Below are 18668 nucleotides of genomic sequence, written 5' to 3' on the forward strand. Positions count from 1 at the left end.
ACAAACCTATCACCTTTGAGAATGCCCGCCTTTGAGGGCATTCTCAGCTCATGAATGAACAACTCGCAGAAATTCAGCGCCTGCTGCGCAACCTAATCCGCATCGGAACCGTGTCGGCCGTCAACCTTGACGGCGGGCTGTGCCGTGTCGATACAGGAAAAAATACGACCGGCTGGCTGCACTGGCTGAGCGCCCGCGCGGGTAAAACCCGCTCCTGGAATGCGCCATCAGTGGGTGAGCAGGTGCTTGTTCTGTGCCTTGGCGGCGAACTCGATACCGGCTTTGTGCTGCCGGGCATTTTCTCCGATGATAACCCGGCTCCGTCAGCCTCGGCCGATGCGCTGCACTGGTCATTTCCCGACGGTGCGGTGATTGAGTACGAGCCGGAAACCGGCGCACTCTCCGCAACCGGCATACAGACCGCAACCATTAAGGCTGCGGTAAAAAATCCTGTTCGACTCGCCCGAAGTGGAATGCACAACGCTGCTCAAAACTGCGCATCTGGAAGTCACTAAGGGCGGCACGATGAAAGGCAACGTAACGCATAGCGGTGGCAAGTTGAGTTCTAACGGTGTGGTCGTTGATGACCATGATCATGGTGGGGTGCAGCGCGGCGGTAGCAGAACGGAGGGCCCACAATGACGACCGCAAAATATATCGGCATGAACCGGGAAACCGGCGGAGCGCTGACCGACCTTGATCATATCCGGCAATCGGTGCGTGACATTCTGCTGACCCCGCTCGGCTCCAGAGTGATGCGCCGCCAGTATGGTTCACTTTTATCCGCCCTGATTGACCAGCCGCAAAACGAGGCGCTGCGCCTGCAGATTATGTCGGCCTGCTATCTGGCAATCCTAATGTGGGAGCCGCGCGTAAAGCTGACTGCCATCAGCTTTGAGTCGGATATCAACGGCGCAATGGTGGTTGAGTTGTCCGGCAACCGCACCGACAGCGCGCAGCCTTTTTCCTTAACCGTTCCTGTGAGCTGAGACTATGGCAACTATCGACCTGAGCCAGCTGCCCGCGCCTGATGTGGTGGAGGCGCTGGACTATGAAACCCTGCTGGCCGAGCGAAAGGCGACGCTGATTTCCCTTTACCCGGCCGATAAGCAGGACGCTATCGCCCGCACGCTGACGCTTGAATCAGAACCCATCGTTAAGCTGCTGCAGGAAGACGCTTACCGCGAGCTGCTCCTGCGCCAGCGCATCAACGAGGCGGGACAGGCGGTAATGGTGGCGTATGCACTGGATGGTGACCTTGACCAGCTCGGCGCAAACAATGGCGTAACCCGCCTGACGATTACCCCGGCCGACGATACAACCATCCCGCCAACCCCGGCAGTGATGGAAAGTAACGATGATTTTCGGCTGCGCATCGCCTCCGCCTTTGAAGGGCTGAGCGTGGCCGGGCCGACCGGTGCATATGAGTATCACGCCAGAAGCGCGGACGGCCGCGTAGCCGATGCATCAGCCATCAGCCCGTCGCCTGCAGTGGTCACGGTGACAGTGCTCGCGCGTGAGGGCAACGGCGTGGCGGGTGATGATTTGCTGGCCGTGGTTAACGCTGCGCTCAATGACGAAGACGTGCGCCCGGTTGCCGACCGGGTGAGCGTGCAGTCAGCGAAGATTGTGAATTATGAAATCGTGGCCGAGCTTTACCTCTATCCGGGGCCGGAGGCGGAGCCAGTCCGCGCCGCCGCTGAGGCAAAGCTCGCCGCCTTTGTCAGCGCGCAAAAGCGCCTCGGCCGTGACATTCGCCTGTCTGCGCTATATGCCGCCATGCACGTTGAGGGCGTGCAGCGCGTCAACCTTATCAAGCCTTCTGCTGACGTGGTGCTCGATAAAACGCAGGCCGCTTACTGCACGGGCTACACGCTGACCGTGGGAGGCTCTGATGAGTGATCGCCTGCTGCCGACCGGCTCGTCAGCGCTTGAGGTTGCTGCCGCTGAAGCGCTGGCAAGCCCCGGCGCGATGAGCGTGCCGCTGCGCCAGTTATGGAATCCTCAAACCTGCCCGGTGGAGCTTCTGCCCTATCTGGCGTGGGCGTGGTCAGTTGACCGCTGGGATTCAGCCTGGCCGGAATCGACAAAGCGCGCCGTGGTTACCGCCTCGCAGTACGTGCACCGGCACAAGGGCACGATAGGCGCTATCCGGCGCGTCGTTGAGCCGCTGGGCTATCTCATCAGGATAATTGAGTGGTGGAAAACCAATGAAGCGCCAGGCACGTTCCGGCTTGATGTGGGCGTGCTGGATACCGGCATTACCGAGGAAATGTATAACGAGCTGGAGCGCCTTATAGCGGACGCGAAGCCCTGCAGCCGTCACCTGATCGGCCTGTCCATCAATCTTGATGTTAACGGCATTGTGCCGGTCGCCGTTGCCAGCTACAGCGGCGACGAGCTGACCGTTTATCCCTATACCCCTGAACTTATCAGCGTTGGCGGGCCGGGTTATTCCGGCGTGGCGGTGCATCTTATTGACCTGACGGAAGTGAGCGCATGACGACAAAATATTTTGCCCTGCTGACCAATCAGGGCGCGGCTAAACTGGCGAACGCCGCCGCACTCGGCTCAAAAGTGAATATCACATCATTGGGCGTCGGGGATGGTGGCGGCACACTGCCGACGCCTGATGACGAACAGACAAAGCTCATCGGCTAAAAGCGCCGCGCGCAGCTTAATTCGCTGACCGTTGACGCAGCAAACAGCAGCCAGATTATCGCCGAGCAGATTATCCCGGAAAGCGAAGGCGGTTTCTGGATCCGCGAAATCGGCCTGTATGACGCCGACGGCGTGCTGATTGCCGTTGCTAACTGCCCGGAAACCTATAAGCCGCAGCTGGCTGAAGGCAGCGGCAGGACGCAGACCGTGCGCATGATTTTAATCGTGAACAGCACAACGGCCGTCACGCTGAAGATTGATCCGTCAGTGGTGCTGGCAACGCGCAAATATGTTGATGATGCGGTGATCGAGGTGAAATCGTATGCCGATAAGGCAATGGCCGATCATATAGAGGCGACCAATCCGCACTCGCAATATCTTCAGACAGCGAACGCGCTATCGGAAATTAAGCACGCGGGTCTGATCGCTAAAGCGCTGGCGGCGCTGGGGCTGGGTGATGGTTCTGCCGTGCCGGTTGGCGTGCCGTTACCTTTTCCGGCGGCTTCTGCACCGTCTGGCTGGCTGAAATGTAGCGGTGCATCATTCAGCGCAGCCACCTATCCGCAGCTGGCTAAGGTATACCCTTCGCTGATTCTTCCGGACCTGCGCGGCGAGTTTATTCGCGGCTGGGATGACGGGCGCGCTGCAGACACAGGACGCAGTTTACTTTCCACTCAGGGAGCGTCAGCAGGCAGTTTTATTGCAAGCTCAAATCCTATCAAGGTTCTGGCAAATGAGAACGGAACACCTGTAATGGATTTCTTCACGTTAGCCGGTGAGACATTTAATGACGAGCCGTCTTCGGTTTATAAGACGATTAAGGTAACTGCAGGTGACAGTCGTCCGCGCAACGTGGCGTTTAACTACATCGTGAGGGCCGCATAATGGCTAAGGCAACGCTTGATAAAAACGGGCTGGCAAAAGCCGACGGCACGCTGACGGTTTACAGCTATGACGTCCTGACCCGAGAGTTTACCGGCGCGGTGCAGGAATTTCTGCCGCAGGGCGTCGGCCTTCCCGCCTGCGCCTGCCTGACCGCGCCGCCTGACGCGCAGTCGGGTATGGTGGCCGTGTATCAGGACGGCAGCTGGCTGAGCGTGCCGGACCATCGCGGCGAAACGGTTTACCCGGTTTCCGGCGGCGCGCCGGTGAAGATTACTGCGCTCGGCGACTATCCCGCAGACACCACAACGCAGGCTCCGGCAACCACGTTCGACAAGTGGGACGGTGAAAAGTGGGTGACAGACAGCGATGCGCAGCAGCAGTCGCTGCTTGACGCAGCGGCCAGCGAAAAGTCGGCGCGCGTGAGTGAGGCCAACGGTATCACCCAGGCATGGCAGACGCAGTTGCTGCTCGGCATTATCACCGATGCAGATAAAGCCCTGCTGACGTCGTGGATGAAATACATCCAGGCGGTGCAGGCCGCAGATATCACCAATGCGCCGGAAATCAGCTGGCCGGAAAAACCTGAATAGAAATTTCGTTTTACGCCTGTAATTTTCTATTAAAATTTTCAATGGCAGAATGTTTAATTCTGCCATTGAATCATTTCATCGAGTCGATTCAGAATGTCGGGGAAATAGCTTTCATCAAGGCCAAAACTGCCTTTAACCTGGACGCTGTCGGCATGAGCTTCCGGACGAATATCAAACTCTACTATTACCCCATCTTTACCAGTCACTTTCCTGATAACCATGTTGAGCTGACCACGCTCGCTGCGAAAAATAAAAGGTTTTAATTCGCGCTGTGCGATTATTGCTTGATAATTCGCTGCAAACTCATCCTTTAAAATTTTCAGCTCGCCTACAGTAAATTCAGTTTGAAACTGTACTTTCACGCCGCTTACGGAGAATTCTATCCATGACTGAATCCAATCCCATAATTGCCCTATGGGGTCTGCTTCATTGTCGGGTATCCTTTCAAAAGGAGAAATAACAAAGGTGAAATCCTCATTGCGAAAATCAAACATAAAAGCCTTCCTGTCAGTTAATCCATATATTTGAAATGCGATATCGTCCAGTCTGATTCACGCACGACAACTTCGAGGGTGTATTCTTTATACTCATACTGCTGTGTTTGCTTATTAAAGCGTAGCTTGAACATTTTGGTTTCATATCTGAACATGCCCTCACCTTTACGGGGGTCAGCCATTCTCTTGCCGTAGCGAATGGCTCGCTCCTGAATTTGCAGAGGGACATAGCGACCCGGTTCATACATGTGTTTTGCAGAAGCCTCAGTCATTTTAAGGTTGCGTGCATGCAGCCCGACTTTAAGCCTGCTGCGAAGAAAGGATATAGTGGACTGACTGAGCTTCGCATAAATAGCGGCACGTGCCCCTGACTCAAACAGCACCCGCCCTGTACGTAGGATACGAAAAATACCCATGCCAAACAGGGCAATATCCGTGGGATCAATCAGGGGTGTTTCAAGTGGCGCTTCTTCCAGCCTGACAAAACGCCCCTCAACATCATAAATCTGCCACAATCCCGGAGCCTGTGCGACCGAATAACCGATACACATACCGCTGGATTCATCTGTTACGGGCCTGGCATTTCTTGGCAAATGACCGGGGCGAATCTCAAAAAAAACGCCCTGAGGCAATCTTGATTCAAATGTGTAGTAACGTCCGGGTTCCTGGCTTGCGGCTGTTCCTGAACTCATTCTCAATCCCTCGTTTATGACAATGGCTATTTTATAGTGCCACAGGAAAGTAATACGATCATTACCCGTTAGTTGCCTGTTCACATGTCAGCAAACTGCAACCGCATGCATGACCCCGCCTGACCTGACACCCTGAGCACACCCTCAAAACGGAGTGCATCAGATGTCTGATTATCATCATAGTGTGCGCGTCGTCGAAGTTAACGACGGCACGCGCACCATTACAACCGTATCAACCGCAATCGTCGGCATGGTCTGCACTGCGCAGGATGCGGACGCGGCAACCTTCCCGCTCAATACGCCGGTACTTGTCACCAACGTGCAGGCAGCTGTCGGCAAAGCCGGTAAAAAAGGCACGCTTGCTGCTGCGCTGCAGGCCATTGCTGACCAGTCAAAACCCGTGACCGTCGTCGTGCGCGTCGCTGAAGGTGCCGACGAAGCCGAAACCACGTCCAATATCATCGGCGGCACAGATGAAAACGGCCAGTATACCGGCATGAAAGCGCTGCTCGCCGCGCAGACCCAGCTCGACGTTAAGCCGCGTATTCTCGGCGTACCGGGACTGGATTCACTGCCGGTGGCAACCGCGCTTGCGGGTATCGCGCAGCAGCTGCGCGCCTTCGCCTACGTGTCTGCATGGGAATGTAAAACCATTTCCGAAGCCCGCCTGTACCGCCAGAACTTCAGCCAGCGCGAAATCATGGTTATCTGGCCGGACTTTATCGCATGGAACACCGCGACCAGTAAATCCGATACCGCCTATGCGACCGCGCGCGCGCTGGGCCTGCGCGCCAGAATCGACAATGACACAGGCTGGCATAAAACCCTGTCTAACGTCGGCGTCAACGGCGTAACCGGTATTTCTGCGTCGGTGTTCAGTGAGTTCTACCCCAACGGCACGGCCAGTAAAATCATGTTTACCCTGAGCCTGAAGCGCGTTGATGAGTCGCTTACCTCGATGTTTGGCGATCTGAAGAAACAGGCTGACGGGCTTATCAGCGGCTCCGCCAGCCTGCCGGGGCAGCTCACGTCAGCAATCGACGGCGTGAAGTCGGCGGCCGGTAGCCTGATTTCAACAGCAGGGGGGCTGCTGGGATGATCGGGATAAGCAGCCTGCCGGTGCAGGCCGGAGCGCAGCTGACGCCGGATTTCATGCTGAAGGTTAACTCTAAGGACGTCACAACCAACATCCGGGATCGCCTTATCTCGATGACGCTGACCGATAATCGCGGGTTTGAGGCTGACCAGCTGGATATTGAGCTGGACGACGCCGACGGGCAGCTGGCGATGCCGGTACGCGGCGCAGTGATAACGCTGTTTCTCGGCTGGAAAGGCCAGACGCTTTTCGGTAAAGGTAATTTCACCGTTGATGAGGTTGAGCACCACGGCGCCCCGGACACCATGACAATCCGCGCCCGCAGTGCCGATTTCCGTGGCTCGCTCAATTCCCGCCGGGAGGTGTCCTATCACGACACTACCCTGGGGGAAGTCGTCACGCAGATAGCCGCGCGCAATAACTTAAAGCCCATGCTGGCCGATAGATTCGCCGGAATTGCCGTGACTCACATCGACCAGATGCAGGAGACTGACGCTAAATTCCTGACGCGCCTCGCCACGCTGTACGGTGCTGTTGCGGCAGTGAAGGCCGGACGGCTTCTGTTTATAAAGCCCGGTAACGGCGTCACTGCCAGCGGCAAGCCAATCCCGCAGATGACGATCACGCGACAGGATGGCGACCGGCACAGCTTCAGCATTGCCGACCGTGGTGCATACACTGGCGTCTCGGCGAGCTGGCTGCATACGAAAGATCCTAAGCCCAAAAAAGTTAAGGTGAAGCGCAAGCCGAAAGAAAAGCACCTGCGCGCGCTGGAGCACCCGGCGGCTAAAAAGAAAAAGACGACCGAGACCAAAACACCGGAGGCCAGAGAGGGTGATTATCTGGCGGGGACAGAAGACAACATATTCACGCTGACGACCGTGTATGCGACGAAAGCGGCAGCAATGCGGGCCGCTAAAGCAAAGTGGGATAAGCTGCAGCGCGGCGTCGCTGAGTTCTCGCTTACGCTCGCGATGGGACGTGCCGACCTGTACCCGGAGACGCCGGTCAGGGTGAGCGGCTTTAAGTCGGTGATCGATGCGCAGCCGTGGATTATCAGTAAAGTGACGCATAGCCTGAGCGGCAGCGGATATACAACCACGCTTGAGTTTGAGGTGCTGCTTTCAGATATTGAATATCAGTCAGAAACAGAGGGTGAAACGGAAACAGCTTAATCAGGGTGTAATTTGCAAAACGCGATTTGCATATTCAAACTAAGTGGCTCTCCCCTGCCCTTTTTGAGGATATTGATGATGATGCACTGCCCTTTATGCCAGACAGCAGCCCACGCAAAAAGCAGCCGCTATGTTTCAAAAGAAACAAAAGAACGTTATCACCAGTGCCAGAATATTAATTGCAGCTGCACCTTCAAAACGCACGAGACCGTGACTGGAATGATTGTCTCGCCTGGGCAAGTCAATAAGGTGCCACTCTACACCAGCCAACAGCAACCTTCCCTGCTGCATTAATTTAGCCCGCTAAGCGGGCTTTTTCATGTTTGAAAATCCATAATCAAACATTGAATACTGTTTTTATATACAGTAATTTAATCTCCTTTTCTCCAGGGGGTTGCATGGCAATAAGGAAATTAAATACAGGTAAATGGCTCTGCGAGTGCTATCTCAACGGGAGGGATGGTAAACGGGTAAGACGACAATTCAGGACCCGAGCTGAAGCTATTGCCTTTGAGCAATACACTCAGGACGAAATGAAGGCTAAACCCTGGCTTGCCGACAAAGAAGACAACCGCAAGCTGAGCGAACTTATCGAGCTATGGTACAAACTGCACGGTTGCTCGCTAAGCGACAGAAAAGGCCGACTCGGCAAACTCAATATTATTTGCAATGGCATGGGGAACCCCATTGCTGCCTCTATCACTTCGAAGGATTGGGCACATTATCGGGATCGGCGTTTACAGGGCCTCATACAGAATGGATACAAAACCAGTGATAAATCGTTAAAGGTCTCACCGGGTACCATTAACTGTGAACATGCATTCCTTCGCGCTCTTTTCAATGAGCTGGAACGGCTTGGCGAAATCAGCTACCCCAACCCACTTAAAAATATACGCGAGTTTGATCAGCCAGAGAAAGAAATGGCATGGTTGACTGAAGCTCAGATACAAAAGCTGTTTACTGCCTGCAAAGTTCACGATAATCCTGATCTGACGCTGATTATTAAAATCTGCCTTTCAACCGGATGCCGTTGGAGTGAAGCCGCGAATCTTAAAGCCTCACAATTGTCTTTAAATAAAATCACCTTCATCAATACCAAAGGCAAAAAGAACCGCTCGGTACCCATCGACAACGCTTTGTATAATGAATTAAAAGACAAAGAGGGCCGTTTTTTTGCAGAGTGTTATCGCCAGTTTTATCGAGTCATTCGCCTGGCCGGCATTGAATTACCAGAAGGCCAGATGAGCCATGTACTGCGTCATAGCTTTGCCAGTCACTTTATGATGGCCGGTGGAAATATCATTGTGCTGCAGCGTATTCTCGGGCATTCCGATATCAGGGTGACGATGCGTTATGCGCACTTCGCGCCTGACCACCTTGAGGATGCAATTCACTGCAATCCGCTGGCGTTGATGGCGAAGAAAAATGGCGACAAAGTGGCGGCACAGAGTCCAGCAGAGTAGAACAGAAGGCAATAGGGTGGCATTTAACTCTTTGATTTTAATCTAAGATGTTGTTTTTAAATGCCAACCAAAAAAAGACCGAATACGATTCCTATATTCGGTCCAGGGAAATGGCTCTCAAGGAGCCGTGCGCTAAAAGTTGGCATTTATGAAGGCGGTGTCGCCTTGCAATTTAAGGTTAGAACAGTGCGGTAGAAATGCCAGCAAACGCAGGGATCAGGGCCATAAACCGGATCAGTTTGTGATCGCAACGGCAAAAAATCGGTGATTGGGCGCAGCGCAAAGCTCCACCCGAGAGGTTTATTTACCGCACAGCGCCTGGGTGCGCTCAACAATCGGCTGCAGACTCATCATCTGACCCGGATGCGCCTTGTCTTCGGCCTGAATCACGCTAATCGGCTGCGCTTTCACCTGTTTGTTTTTAAACAGCTGGTCGGCGATGTCGTTCAGCGGGTATTGCATCAGCGTGCTCGGGTTGATGGCAAACATCGCACCATCTTTCTCGCAGGTCAGCATCACCTCTTCACGGTTAAACGGCCACTTCTCTTTCCCGATCTCAAAGCGGCTGACGGTAATGATTTGTGCCGCCAGCGCCTGGCCGCATACGGATAACAACAGGATTGCGGGGATCACTTTCTTCAGCAACATAACTACCCTTTTCTCTCTTAAACTACATTCAGGCTGGTGACAGCGTAGCAAATACGCTCACCAGCCCAACCACGCCACACGCCAGCAGCAGTTCAAGCTGCGTCATGCGAATAAATTTTTGCTGCGTCCCGCTGCCCGCCAGGCGGAAGCGCGGCACCAGCCAGTATCGATTGATCAGCGCCACCAGCACCATCAGGGCCACCAGCTGCACTTTGCACAGCAACAATACAATGTAGCGTGAATCGTGCCACATCAGTGGCCAGCCTGCGATCATCACGCTGTTTATCACACCACTCAGCAGCGTTAACGCCACCGCCAGATGACCATAGCGCGAAAACCGCATCATGGTACGAATCGCATCAGTACGGCGATCGATCTGGCGCGCCTCGCGCATCAACAGCAGCAAGGGCAATAATCCCCCCACCCAGAACGCCGCCGCAATCAGATGCATTCCCTGGTTGATCTGCTGAAACAGACCGGGCACTCCATCACGCATCGCGGCATGACCTATCAAGGCCATGCAGGCCAGTTGCAGCACGCCCGCCAGCAGTAACACCTGCTGACGCAGCTTTCCGGTCAGTAATAATGCGACAAGAGCCACAACACTAAAGAGTATTTCCCACTGCCACACCGCACCAAAATGCGTGTCGAGCACCGCCAGCCAGATGTCTAAATCAGCAAGATTCGTGCTGTCGCCGCTCATCAGCACATTCTGGCAGGCCAGCATCAATAGCGCACTCAGCAGCGCCAGCCAGGCGCTCCCCTTCAACAGCGGATTTAATCGTCGCGCCAGCAGGGATCGATAACGTTTGGGTGCCAGCAGTGCGCTGTAACAGGCGCTGCCGGTCAGCAGCATCACGGCAGCGAAATGCAGTCCGCGCAGCAGGATCCAGAGGGTGGTCACCGGGTTACTTCACGCTAAAGCGATAGCTTCCTGCGGTTTTATGTCCATCCACCGACAGCACATGCCAGTTGACCTGATAACTCCCCGCTTTCAGCGGCTGAGAAAGGCCGATAATCAGGCGATTTTTCTGCCTCGATTCAACGCGGGCTTTGTCGATCGCGACAGGCTTGCTGGCACTGTCCAGCAGCGTGACGCCGCTAAACGCCGCTTCAATATCTTCGCTAAAATTTAGCGTCAGCGCATCGGGGGATGTCGTCACCTGCGCTTTAGCTGCGGGTGCGGAAGACTGGAGATGCGCATGCGCTGCGGCCAGAGAGCTGAATGCCATCAGTCCGGCTGCCGCCAGCGCAATAACCATGCGGGAAATGGGTTTTTTCTGCATAAGATCATCCTTTTAACCGCCGCCAGGGCGATAAACGTGGCAAAAGGATACGCTGCTGGTTTTGCACTGTCGAGGCCATCGATGCGATCCTTATCCTTGATTCATACCGCCGAAAACATTACTTTTGCCGGCTATCGTCAGGAGAATATTATGAGCCATAACCTTGCCGTGCTGTCCCAGGAAGAGAAAGACAAGATCAATGTCGATTTAGCGGCAGCGGGCGTGGCGTTCAAAGAGCGCTATAACATGCCGGTTGTTGCCGAGATGGTGGCGCAGGAGCAGCCCGAAGCGCTGCGTGACTGGTTTCGTCAGCGTCTGATGCAATACCGCCAGGCATCACTCAGCCTGTCGCGCCTTCCTTATGAACCGAAGATGAAGCAATGATGTTCCGCGTTATCGATACCGAAACCTGCGGTCTGCAGGGCGGCGTGGTGGAAGTCGCGTCCGTGGATGTGGTCAACGGTCAGATTGTGAATCCGATGAGCGATCTTACCCTGCCCGACCGCCCTATCAGCCGTCAGGCGATGGCGGTGCATCGCATTACCGAAGCGATGGTCGCCGGTAAACCGACTATTGAAGAGGCGATCCCGCGCTATTACGGCAGTGCTTTCTATGTGGCGCATAACGCCAGCTTTGACCGCCGGATGCTGCCGGAAATGTACGGTGAATGGATCTGCACCATGCAGCTGGCGCGCCAGCTCTGGCCGGGCATTAAATATGGCAACCAGGCACTGCGTCATTCGCTGAAGCTGGATGTGACGCCGCCCGCTGATCTGCATGCGCACCGCGCGCTCTATGACTGCTATGTCACTGCGGCGCTGCTGATTCGGATTATGGAGGTCTCCGGCTGGGGTGCTTCCGAGATGATTGTGCGTTCACAACCGGCGGCCCAGCGCGACGACATTCTGCCGTTCGGCAAATATCGCGGCCAGGCCATTGCGGTGATTGCGAGAAAGGATCCGGGCTACCTGAAGTGGGTGCTGAATAATGTCAGCGATCTGCGCCCGCCATTGCGGCAGGCGCTGAATAAATACCTGTCGGAGTCTCAGTAATCCTGAGCGGGCGGCAGGGTACCCTGCGCCAGTCCCAGCAGGAAGGTGTATTCCATCGCGATACCCTCGTAGGCTTTGTAACGCCCCGACTTGCCGCCGTGACCGGAATCCATATCGGTGCAGAGCAGCAGCAGGTTGTTATCCGTTTTCAGCGATCTCAGCTTCGCCACCCACTTGGCCGGTTCCCAGTACTGCACCTGTGAGTCGTGCAGGCCGGTGGTGACCAGCAGATGGGGATACGATTTCGCCTCAATGTTGTCATAGGGGCTGTACTGGCGGATGTAGTGGTAGTACTCAGGATCGTTGGGGTTGCCCCACTCGTCATACTCACCGGTCGTCAGCGGAATCGACTCATCCAGCATGGTGGTGACCACATCCACAAACGGCACCTGCGCCACCACGCCGTGGAACCGCTGAGGCGCCAGATTAATCACACCGCCCATCAGCAGGCCGCCTGCACTGCCGCCCATCGCATAGAGCCGTTCCGGGTGGCCGATGCCGCGCGCCACCAGCGCATCCGTAACATCAATAAAGTCGGTGAAGCTGTTCATTTTGTTGAGCAGGCGACCGCCGTCATACCATTGCTGTCCCAGCTCACCGCCGCCGCGCACCTGTATCAGCGCATAGACAAAGCCGCGATCCAGCAGGCTCAGACGGCTGACGCTGAAATCGGCATCCATGCTGCTGCCGTAGGCGCCATACCCATAGACCAGCATCGGGTTCTGACCGGGCTGATAATGTTTGCGGTGATAGACCAGCGACACCGGTACTTCGGTGCCATCGCTGACTTTGATCCAGTGATGCTCGCTTTTGTAATCTTCCGCGTTAAAGCCTTTAACCTGGCTCTGCTTCAGAATGCGGCGTTCGCCGGTATCCATATCCAGTTCAAACAGCGTGGTCGGCGTGGTCATCGACGAATAGCCGTAGCGCAGTTTGCTGGTGCGCGGCGTCGGATTGTACGCCAGCCAGGTTACATAGGTCGGATCGTCAAAGGCGATGCCGCTGGTCTCGCCGCTGGCCCAGTTAATCTGTCGCAGGCTGGTTAAGCCGCGCTGGCGCTCCTCAACCACCAGCCAGTCGCGGAACAGCTGGAAATCCTCCATCACCACCTGTTCCCGTGCCGGGATCAGCGTTTCCCAGCGAGTCTCATCCAGATAGCGACTGCGATACAGCCCGAAGTTTTTGCCTTCGCGATTGGAGCGAATGAAGAACTGATGATCGTAATGGTCGATGCTGTATTCATGATCGCGACGGCGCGGCAGAAAGACATGTGGCTGTGCATCGGGGAAGTTCGCATCGATCAGCTGAATTTCGCTGGTGTTGGTGCTGTAGAGCGCAATCATGATGAACTGCTTGGAGGTGCTCTTGTGCACGCTGAGATGATAGGTGTCATCCTGCTCTTCGTAGACGAGCTTGTCTTCCGACTGCGGCATACCCAGTTCATGTCGCCACACCTGATACGAGAGCAGCGTCTGCGGATGTTTCTGCACATAGTAGATCGTACGGGAGTCGTTGCCCCAGGCGAAGCTCGATGAGGCGTTACTCAGCACTTCAGGATACCAGCTGCCACTCTCCAGGTTGCGGAACCGGATGCCGTACTGGCGTCGCGACAGGAAATCTTCGGCCAGCGCCATGACCCGGTTATCGGGGCTGATGTGCAGCGCGCCCATCGTGTAAAAATCGCTGTGCGAGGCGCGCTGGTTGGCATCCAGCAGCAGACTCCACTCGCCAGACTCCTCGCTTGCTGCCGGTTGCCGGTAATAGGCCGGATATTCGTTACCGCTCTGATAGCGGCTCTGATAGCGGTAACCGTTTTTCACATAGGGCACAGAGTGATCTTCCGGCGGCAGCCGATCGATAATCTCTTTTAATACCCGGTCCTGCAGCGGCTGCTGCGATGACATGATTTTTTTGCCGTAATTGTTTTCGGCACGCAGGTAATCAAGGACTTCGCTGTTTTCACGTTTGTCGTCGCGCAGCCAGTAATAATCGTCAACGCGCGTCTCGCCGTGCAGCGTCATCTCATAGGGAATTTTTTTTGCGATGGGTGCTTTCATCCATCCGTCTCCATCAACGTAATGATCTGTAAGCGTAACACTTCGGCAGCCGGAAGCCAGGTATGACGAGAGAAGCTGCCGCTGGCCAATCACTTCGTGTGACCAGCCAGCGGACTTCAGCCAGGATTAACCGGCAGGCAGACGGGATTTTTCAGCCTCAAGATCCTGCTGGATGCCGTCACGGACATCCTGAGGAATTTTCAGCGCGTCGCCCAGCGCGGAGAGATAGCTGCGTTCCATAAAGTGATCGACGTCGATAGCAGTACAGCTCAGGAAGTAAAGCTCCAGCGCCTCTTCCTCATTTTTCACATCGGCGGCCAGCCACTGCGGGTCCAGCGGACGGTTCATCGCTTTCTGAATCAGCTGTTCTGCTTCCTCGCCGTAACCGGACTGATAAATATTCTGCTCAATGGCTGCCCGCTCCTGATCGTCGATGTGCCCGTCACTTTTAGCGGCAAACACCAGCGCCGTGACCAGACGTTCAGCGCGCTGGTCTATGGGCGTCTGAGCCACGCCAAAGTCAGGTTCATTCTGGTGCGCTTCGCTGACCCGCTGCTTATATTTGTTCCACAGCACCGCACCAGCGGCCGCGCCACCACCAATAATCAGCGCTTTGCCGCCATATCTGGTCAGCAGTTTGCGTGAAGACTTACTGGAGACCAGCATGGCGGCCAGACCGCCCAGCGCACCCGGTGCCAGCATGTCACTTAAGCCGCCGCCCGATTTGCCTTCACCGCCCTTCTTTGCCAATACCGACTGAATCTGTTGCAACCAGTTATTCATCATTCACTCCTTTCAGGATGTCAGCCCGCTATCCTGACCAAAAGCTTGTCAGGAAACGTCAGAGCGGGAAAAGTACGGCAAAAAGCAGTGTCAGATGGACGAAAGATGAGAACGCAAACGTTTTCGTTTATACTCGCGCGCGAATTTTGACTGCTTAGGTGAATGTATGACGACTCTCGGAACAGCGCTGCGTCCGGCGGCGACGCGTGTGATGCTATTGGGTTCAGGTGAACTGGGTAAAGAGGTGGCGCTGGAGTGTCAGCGTCTGGGTGTGGAAGTGATTGCGGTGGATCGTTACGCCGATGCCCCGGCGATGCATGTCGCCCATCGCAGCCATGTGATCAATATGCTGGATGGAGCAGCGCTGGCTGCGCTGATTGCCGAAGAGAAGCCTGACTTTGTGGTGCCGGAAATTGAAGCCATCGCCACGGATACGCTGGTTGAGCTGGAGCAGCAGGGCCAGCGCGTGGTTCCGACCGCCCGTGCCGCAAAGCTGACCATGAACCGCGAAGGCATTCGCCGCCTGGCGGCTGAAGAGTTGTCACTGCCCACTTCACGCTATCGCTTTGCCGACAGCAAAGCGCGTTTCGATGAAGCCGCGACCGAAATCGGCTTCCCGTGCATTGTAAAGCCGGTGATGAGTTCATCCGGCAAAGGCCAGAGCTTTATCCGCGACGCCAGCCAGCTGGAGAAAGCCTGGGATTATGCCCAACAGGGTGGCCGCGCCGGTGCCGGTCGCGTCATCGTCGAAGGCGTTGTTAACTTCGATTTTGAGATCACCCTGCTGACCATCAGCGCCGTCGATGGCATTCACTTCTGTGCGCCGATTGGTCACCGACAGGAGGATGGCGACTATCGTGAATCCTGGCAGCCGCAGCAGATGAGTGACCTGGCGCTGCAGCGGGCGCAGGATGTTGCCGCGCAGGTGGTGAACGCGCTGGGCGGTTATGGCCTGTTTGGCGTTGAGCTGTTTGTCTGCGGTGATGAGGTGGTATTCAGTGAAGTGTCGCCACGTCCCCACGACACCGGGATGGTGACGCTGATTTCACAGGATCTGTCAGAGTTTGCGCTGCACGTGCGGGCGTTCCTGGGTCTGCCGATTGGCGGGATTCGTCAGTATGGTCCATCGGCATCTGCCGTTATCCTGCCGCAACTGACCAGCCAGAATGTGCAGTTTGTGAATGTCGAAGCCGCACTGGGGGCCGGTCTGCAACTTCGGCTGTTCGGCAAGCCGGAGATCAGCGGGCAGCGTCGTCTGGGCGTCGCGCTGGCCAGCGGTGACAGCACCACGCAGGCGATTGCGCGTGCAGTTGCCAGCGCAGCGGCGGTTACGGTTCAGGGGTAAAGGTGTGCGGTGAGCAGACGCTCACCGCCATTACTTACTTCGCGCCTTCGACAGCTTCGCGAGCCAGGCGGGTGATGCGATCCCAGTCGCCCGCTTCCAGCGCATCGTTAGTCACCAGCCAGGAGCCGCCGATGCACAGCACGCTTTTCAGCGCCAGATAGTCACGGTAGTTGGCCGGAGAGATGCCGCCGGTCGGACAGAAACGCACCTGCGGGAAAGGTCCGCCAATCGCCTGCAGCGCTTTCACGCCGCCATTTGCTTCTGCCGGGAAAAATTTAAATTCGCGCAGACCATAGTCCATACCGGTCATCAACTCAGAAACCGTGCTGATTCCCGGAATCAACGGAACCGGCCCTTCAACCGCCGCTTTCAGCAGCGATTCCGTGACGCCAGGGCTGATAACAAACTGTGCACCGGCATCGGTCACTTCCTGTAACTGCTGCGGATTAATCACTGTGCCCGCACCGACAATCGCATCCGGCACTTCTTTGATCATCGCACGCAGTGCATCCATCGCTACGGGCGTGCGCAGCGTGACTTCCAGCACTCTGACACCGCCTGCCACCAGCGCTTTCGCCATCGGCACAGCATGTTCCAGTTTATTCACTACGATGACCGGCACGACAGGTCCGGTGGTCAGAATCTGTTCAGCACTCGTTTTCCAGTTTTTCATCAGTTCCCCTTGCTTGATAACACCGGGATTGTTGCCCGGTCATGGAGCATCGGCTCCTGCCCTGTAAATTGCGTCACTACCATACATGATTCGCTTCCTGAGCGTCTATCCTCCTGCGCCCATTTTGAAACGGCAGTTCAGTTTTATTCGTATCCGCTGGCCCGGTTTAAAGGCGAAAAAAAAGCCCGCGTGGCGGGCTTCATCATCACTTCAGTTATTCAAACTCGTTCCACGAGCGACCATCGCGGGTGATCATCGCCACCGAGGCCACCGGGCCCCAGGTGCCAGCCTGATACGGCTTGGAAGAGTCACCATCTGCCGCCCATGCGTTGATAATCGAATCAACATAGGTCCATGCGGCTTCAACTTCATCGCGACGCACAAACAGCGCCTGGATACCGCGCATGCTCTCCAGCAGCAGACGCTCATAAGCATCGGCAAGGTGCGACTGGTTGAACGTCTCGGAGTAGCTCAGATCCAGTTTGGTGGTCTGCAGCTTGTGCTTGTGATCGAGGCCTGGCACTTTATTCAGGATCTCGATATCCACGCCCTCGTCCGGCTGCAGACGAATGGTCAGCTTGTTCTGCGGCAGCTCTGAGTAGGAATCTTTGAACAGGTTCATCTCGGGGTTTTTAAAATAGACCACCACTTCGGAACATTTGGTCGGTAAACGCTTACCGGTACGCAGGTAGAACGGCACGCCTGCCCAGCGCCAGTTGTCGATATCGACACGAATCGCGACGAAAGTCTCCGTAGCGCTCGTTTTATTGGCCCCCTCTTCTTCCAGGTAGCCTGGCACTTTTTTACCCTGTACAAAGCCCGCAGTGTACTGACCGCGTACGGTTTTCTCACGCACGTTGGTCTGGTCGATGCGGCGCAGCGAGCGCAGCACTTTAACTTTTTCGTCACGGATGCTGTCGGCACTGAGATCGGACGGCGGCGACATGGCGATCATGGTCAGAATCTGCAACAGGTGGTTCTGAATCATGTCACGCATCTGACCCGCTTTATCGAAGTAACCCCAGCGGCCTTCGATACCCACCTCTTCGGCCACCGTGATCTGCACGTGGTCGATAGTGCGGTTATCCCAGTTATTCACGAAGATAGAGTTCGCAAAGCGCAGCGCCAGCAGGTTAAGCACGGTCTCTTTGCCGAGATAGTGGTCGATACGGAACACCTGGCTCTCATCGAAGTATTCACCAACGCTGTCGTTGATCTCCTGTGAGGTTTCCAGTGAGGTACCGAGCGGCTTCTCCATCACCACGCGCGCCGGTTTCGCATTAAGCTTCGCGGTGCCCAGTCCCTGACAGATGGCGCCAAAGGTGCTCGGCGGCATCGCAAAGTAGTTAATGGTGGTGCGGTTTTTCTGGTCCAGCATCTTGCCCAGTTTCGGGAAGTGCGTGGTGTCATTAACATCGAGGTTGCAGAAGTCGAGACGATTGCTGAGTTTGTCCCACAGCGCTTCGTCAATCTTCTCCTTCATGAAGGTTTCCAGCGCTTCACGTACCACTTTGGTGTATTCCGCTTTGTCCCACTCGGCACGGCCGACACCAATAATGCGGGTTTCCTCGTGGATCTGCCCCGCTTTCTCTAACTGGTACAGTGAAGGCAACAGTTTACGGCGTGCAAGATCGCCTTTGGCACCGAAAATCACCAGATCGCATGCCTGGGCTGTTTGTGTTACCGCCATTTTCCTCTCCTCGTTGCAGGATAGTCCGGTGGTGATGCATCCTCTGCCACCGGGTCCAGGTTATTATTTTCTTTCAGC

General features: G+C 55.6%; 19 protein-coding genes and 3 pseudogenes. 13 read left to right on the forward strand and 9 right to left on the reverse strand.

Annotated features, from left to right (window positions below; all coding sequences use genetic code 11):
• The first annotated feature begins 50 nt into the window (after positions 1–50).
• The 6 genes and pseudogenes from IBT54_RS07275 to IBT54_RS07300 all read left to right on the forward strand — a co-directional run bounded on the left by IBT54_RS07275 (position 51) and on the right by IBT54_RS07300 (position 4136).
• Positions 51–642, forward strand: a pseudogene (locus IBT54_RS07275) (phage baseplate assembly protein V).
• Complete coding sequence (locus tag IBT54_RS07280) at positions 639–989, forward strand: GPW/gp25 family protein (protein ID WP_201251913.1); 351 nt, start codon at positions 639–641, stop codon at positions 987–989. Before IBT54_RS07275 ends, IBT54_RS07280 begins: the two are co-directional and overlap by 4 nt.
• Before the next feature lie 4 nt (positions 990–993).
• Positions 994–1902 carry a baseplate assembly protein gene (locus IBT54_RS07285; protein ID WP_201251914.1) on the forward strand — a complete coding sequence of 303 codons (909 nt, stop codon included), beginning with the start codon at positions 994–996 and terminating at the stop codon, positions 1900–1902.
• Positions 1895–2503, forward strand: a complete 609-nt coding sequence (locus IBT54_RS07290; RefSeq protein ID WP_201251915.1) for a phage tail protein I — start codon at positions 1895–1897, stop codon at positions 2501–2503. The genes IBT54_RS07285 and IBT54_RS07290 overlap by 8 nt, the downstream gene beginning before the upstream one ends.
• A pseudogene (locus IBT54_RS07295) lies at positions 2500–3546 on the forward strand (phage tail protein). Before IBT54_RS07290 ends, IBT54_RS07295 begins: the two are co-directional and overlap by 4 nt.
• Positions 3546–4136 carry a tail fiber assembly protein gene (locus IBT54_RS07300; RefSeq protein WP_201251916.1) on the forward strand — a complete coding sequence of 197 codons (591 nt, stop codon included), beginning with the start codon at positions 3546–3548 and terminating at the stop codon, positions 4134–4136. The pseudogene IBT54_RS07295 and the gene IBT54_RS07300 overlap by 1 nt, the downstream one beginning before the upstream one ends.
• Positions 4137–4189: 53 nt before the next feature.
• Here IBT54_RS07300 and IBT54_RS07305 read toward each other — a convergent pair whose 3' ends face one another.
• On the reverse strand, positions 4190–4630 hold the full coding sequence (locus IBT54_RS07305) for a hypothetical protein (protein ID WP_201251917.1): 441 nt from the start codon (positions 4628–4630) through the stop codon (positions 4190–4192).
• A 17-nt stretch (positions 4631–4647) separates the two neighbouring features.
• The gene (locus tag IBT54_RS07310) at positions 4648–5322 is read right to left on the reverse strand and encodes a hypothetical protein (protein WP_236263038.1); all 675 of its coding nucleotides are present in this window, start codon (positions 5320–5322) and stop codon (positions 4648–4650) included.
• A gap of 163 nt (positions 5323–5485) precedes the next feature.
• Between IBT54_RS07310 and IBT54_RS07315 the strand changes: the two are divergent.
• The 4 genes and pseudogenes from IBT54_RS07315 to IBT54_RS07330 form a co-directional block, all read left to right on the forward strand.
• Positions 5486–6238 (forward strand): annotated as a pseudogene (locus IBT54_RS07315) (phage tail sheath subtilisin-like domain-containing protein); the annotation flags it as partial.
• A gap of 179 nt (positions 6239–6417) precedes the next feature.
• On the forward strand, positions 6418–7593 hold the full coding sequence (locus tag IBT54_RS07320) for a phage late control D family protein (protein WP_201251918.1): 1176 nt from the start codon (positions 6418–6420) through the stop codon (positions 7591–7593).
• Positions 7594–7671: 78 nt separating this feature from the next.
• Positions 7672–7887: an ogr/Delta-like zinc finger family protein gene (locus IBT54_RS07325; RefSeq protein ID WP_201251953.1), complete on the forward strand. Its 216-nt coding sequence runs from the start codon at positions 7672–7674 to the stop codon at positions 7885–7887.
• 104 nt (positions 7888–7991) lie between these two features.
• On the forward strand, positions 7992–9056 hold the full coding sequence (locus tag IBT54_RS07330; protein ID WP_201251919.1) for a tyrosine-type recombinase/integrase: 1065 nt from the start codon (positions 7992–7994) through the stop codon (positions 9054–9056).
• 300 nt (positions 9057–9356) lie between these two features.
• On the opposite strand, the gene IBT54_RS07335 is transcribed toward IBT54_RS07330, so the two are convergent.
• Genes IBT54_RS07335 through copC form a run of 3 tightly spaced genes read right to left on the reverse strand, consistent with a single transcriptional unit; the run spans position 9357 to position 10990 of the window.
• Positions 9357–9704, reverse strand: coding sequence for a YebY family protein (locus IBT54_RS07335; protein ID WP_013358153.1), 348 nt, complete (start codon positions 9702–9704; stop codon positions 9357–9359).
• 28 nt (positions 9705–9732) lie between these two features.
• Entirely contained in the window at positions 9733–10608 is an 876-nt protein-coding gene (gene copD, locus IBT54_RS07340; RefSeq protein WP_201251920.1) for a copper homeostasis membrane protein CopD, read from the reverse strand.
• A 4-nt stretch (positions 10609–10612) separates the two neighbouring features.
• Positions 10613–10990: a copper homeostasis periplasmic binding protein CopC gene (gene copC / locus IBT54_RS07345; RefSeq protein WP_201251921.1), complete on the reverse strand. Its 378-nt coding sequence runs from the start codon at positions 10988–10990 to the stop codon at positions 10613–10615.
• A gap of 150 nt (positions 10991–11140) precedes the next feature.
• On the opposite strand from copC, the gene IBT54_RS07350 reads away from it, so the two are divergent.
• Both IBT54_RS07350 and exoX read left to right on the forward strand, forming a co-directional pair.
• Positions 11141–11374, forward strand: a complete 234-nt coding sequence (locus IBT54_RS07350) for a DNA polymerase III subunit theta (protein WP_033733020.1) — start codon at positions 11141–11143, stop codon at positions 11372–11374.
• On the forward strand, positions 11374–12042 hold the full coding sequence (gene exoX, locus IBT54_RS07355; protein WP_033783311.1) for an exodeoxyribonuclease X: 669 nt from the start codon (positions 11374–11376) through the stop codon (positions 12040–12042). Before IBT54_RS07350 ends, exoX begins: the two co-directional genes overlap by 1 nt.
• Here the strand turns inward: exoX and IBT54_RS07360 are convergent.
• Both IBT54_RS07360 and IBT54_RS07365 read right to left on the reverse strand, forming a co-directional pair.
• On the reverse strand, positions 12036–14099 hold the full coding sequence (locus tag IBT54_RS07360; RefSeq protein ID WP_147789058.1) for a prolyl oligopeptidase family serine peptidase: 2064 nt from the start codon (positions 14097–14099) through the stop codon (positions 12036–12038). The genes exoX and IBT54_RS07360 overlap by 7 nt on opposite strands.
• Positions 14100–14225: 126 nt before the next feature.
• Positions 14226–14882, reverse strand: coding sequence for a tellurite resistance TerB family protein (locus tag IBT54_RS07365; RefSeq protein ID WP_013358158.1), 657 nt, complete (start codon positions 14880–14882; stop codon positions 14226–14228).
• 166 nt (positions 14883–15048) lie between these two features.
• Here IBT54_RS07365 and purT point away from each other — a divergent pair, with 166 nt between their 5' ends.
• Positions 15049–16227, forward strand: coding sequence for a formate-dependent phosphoribosylglycinamide formyltransferase (gene purT / locus IBT54_RS07370; protein ID WP_201251922.1), 1179 nt, complete (start codon positions 15049–15051; stop codon positions 16225–16227).
• 34 nt (positions 16228–16261) lie between these two features.
• On the opposite strand, the gene IBT54_RS07375 is transcribed toward purT, so the two are convergent.
• Both IBT54_RS07375 and zwf read right to left on the reverse strand, forming a co-directional pair.
• Positions 16262–16900 carry a bifunctional 4-hydroxy-2-oxoglutarate aldolase/2-dehydro-3-deoxy-phosphogluconate aldolase gene (locus tag IBT54_RS07375; protein ID WP_201251923.1) on the reverse strand — a complete coding sequence of 213 codons (639 nt, stop codon included), beginning with the start codon at positions 16898–16900 and terminating at the stop codon, positions 16262–16264.
• 214 nt (positions 16901–17114) lie between these two features.
• Positions 17115–18590: a glucose-6-phosphate dehydrogenase gene (gene zwf / locus IBT54_RS07380; RefSeq protein WP_013358160.1), complete on the reverse strand. Its 1476-nt coding sequence runs from the start codon at positions 18588–18590 to the stop codon at positions 17115–17117.
• Between the last annotated feature and the right edge of the window lie 78 nt (positions 18591–18668).

The sequence above is a fragment of the Pantoea sp. S62 genome, from assembly GCF_016658625.1.
GTDB lineage: Bacteria > Pseudomonadota > Gammaproteobacteria > Enterobacterales > Enterobacteriaceae > Pantoea > Pantoea vagans.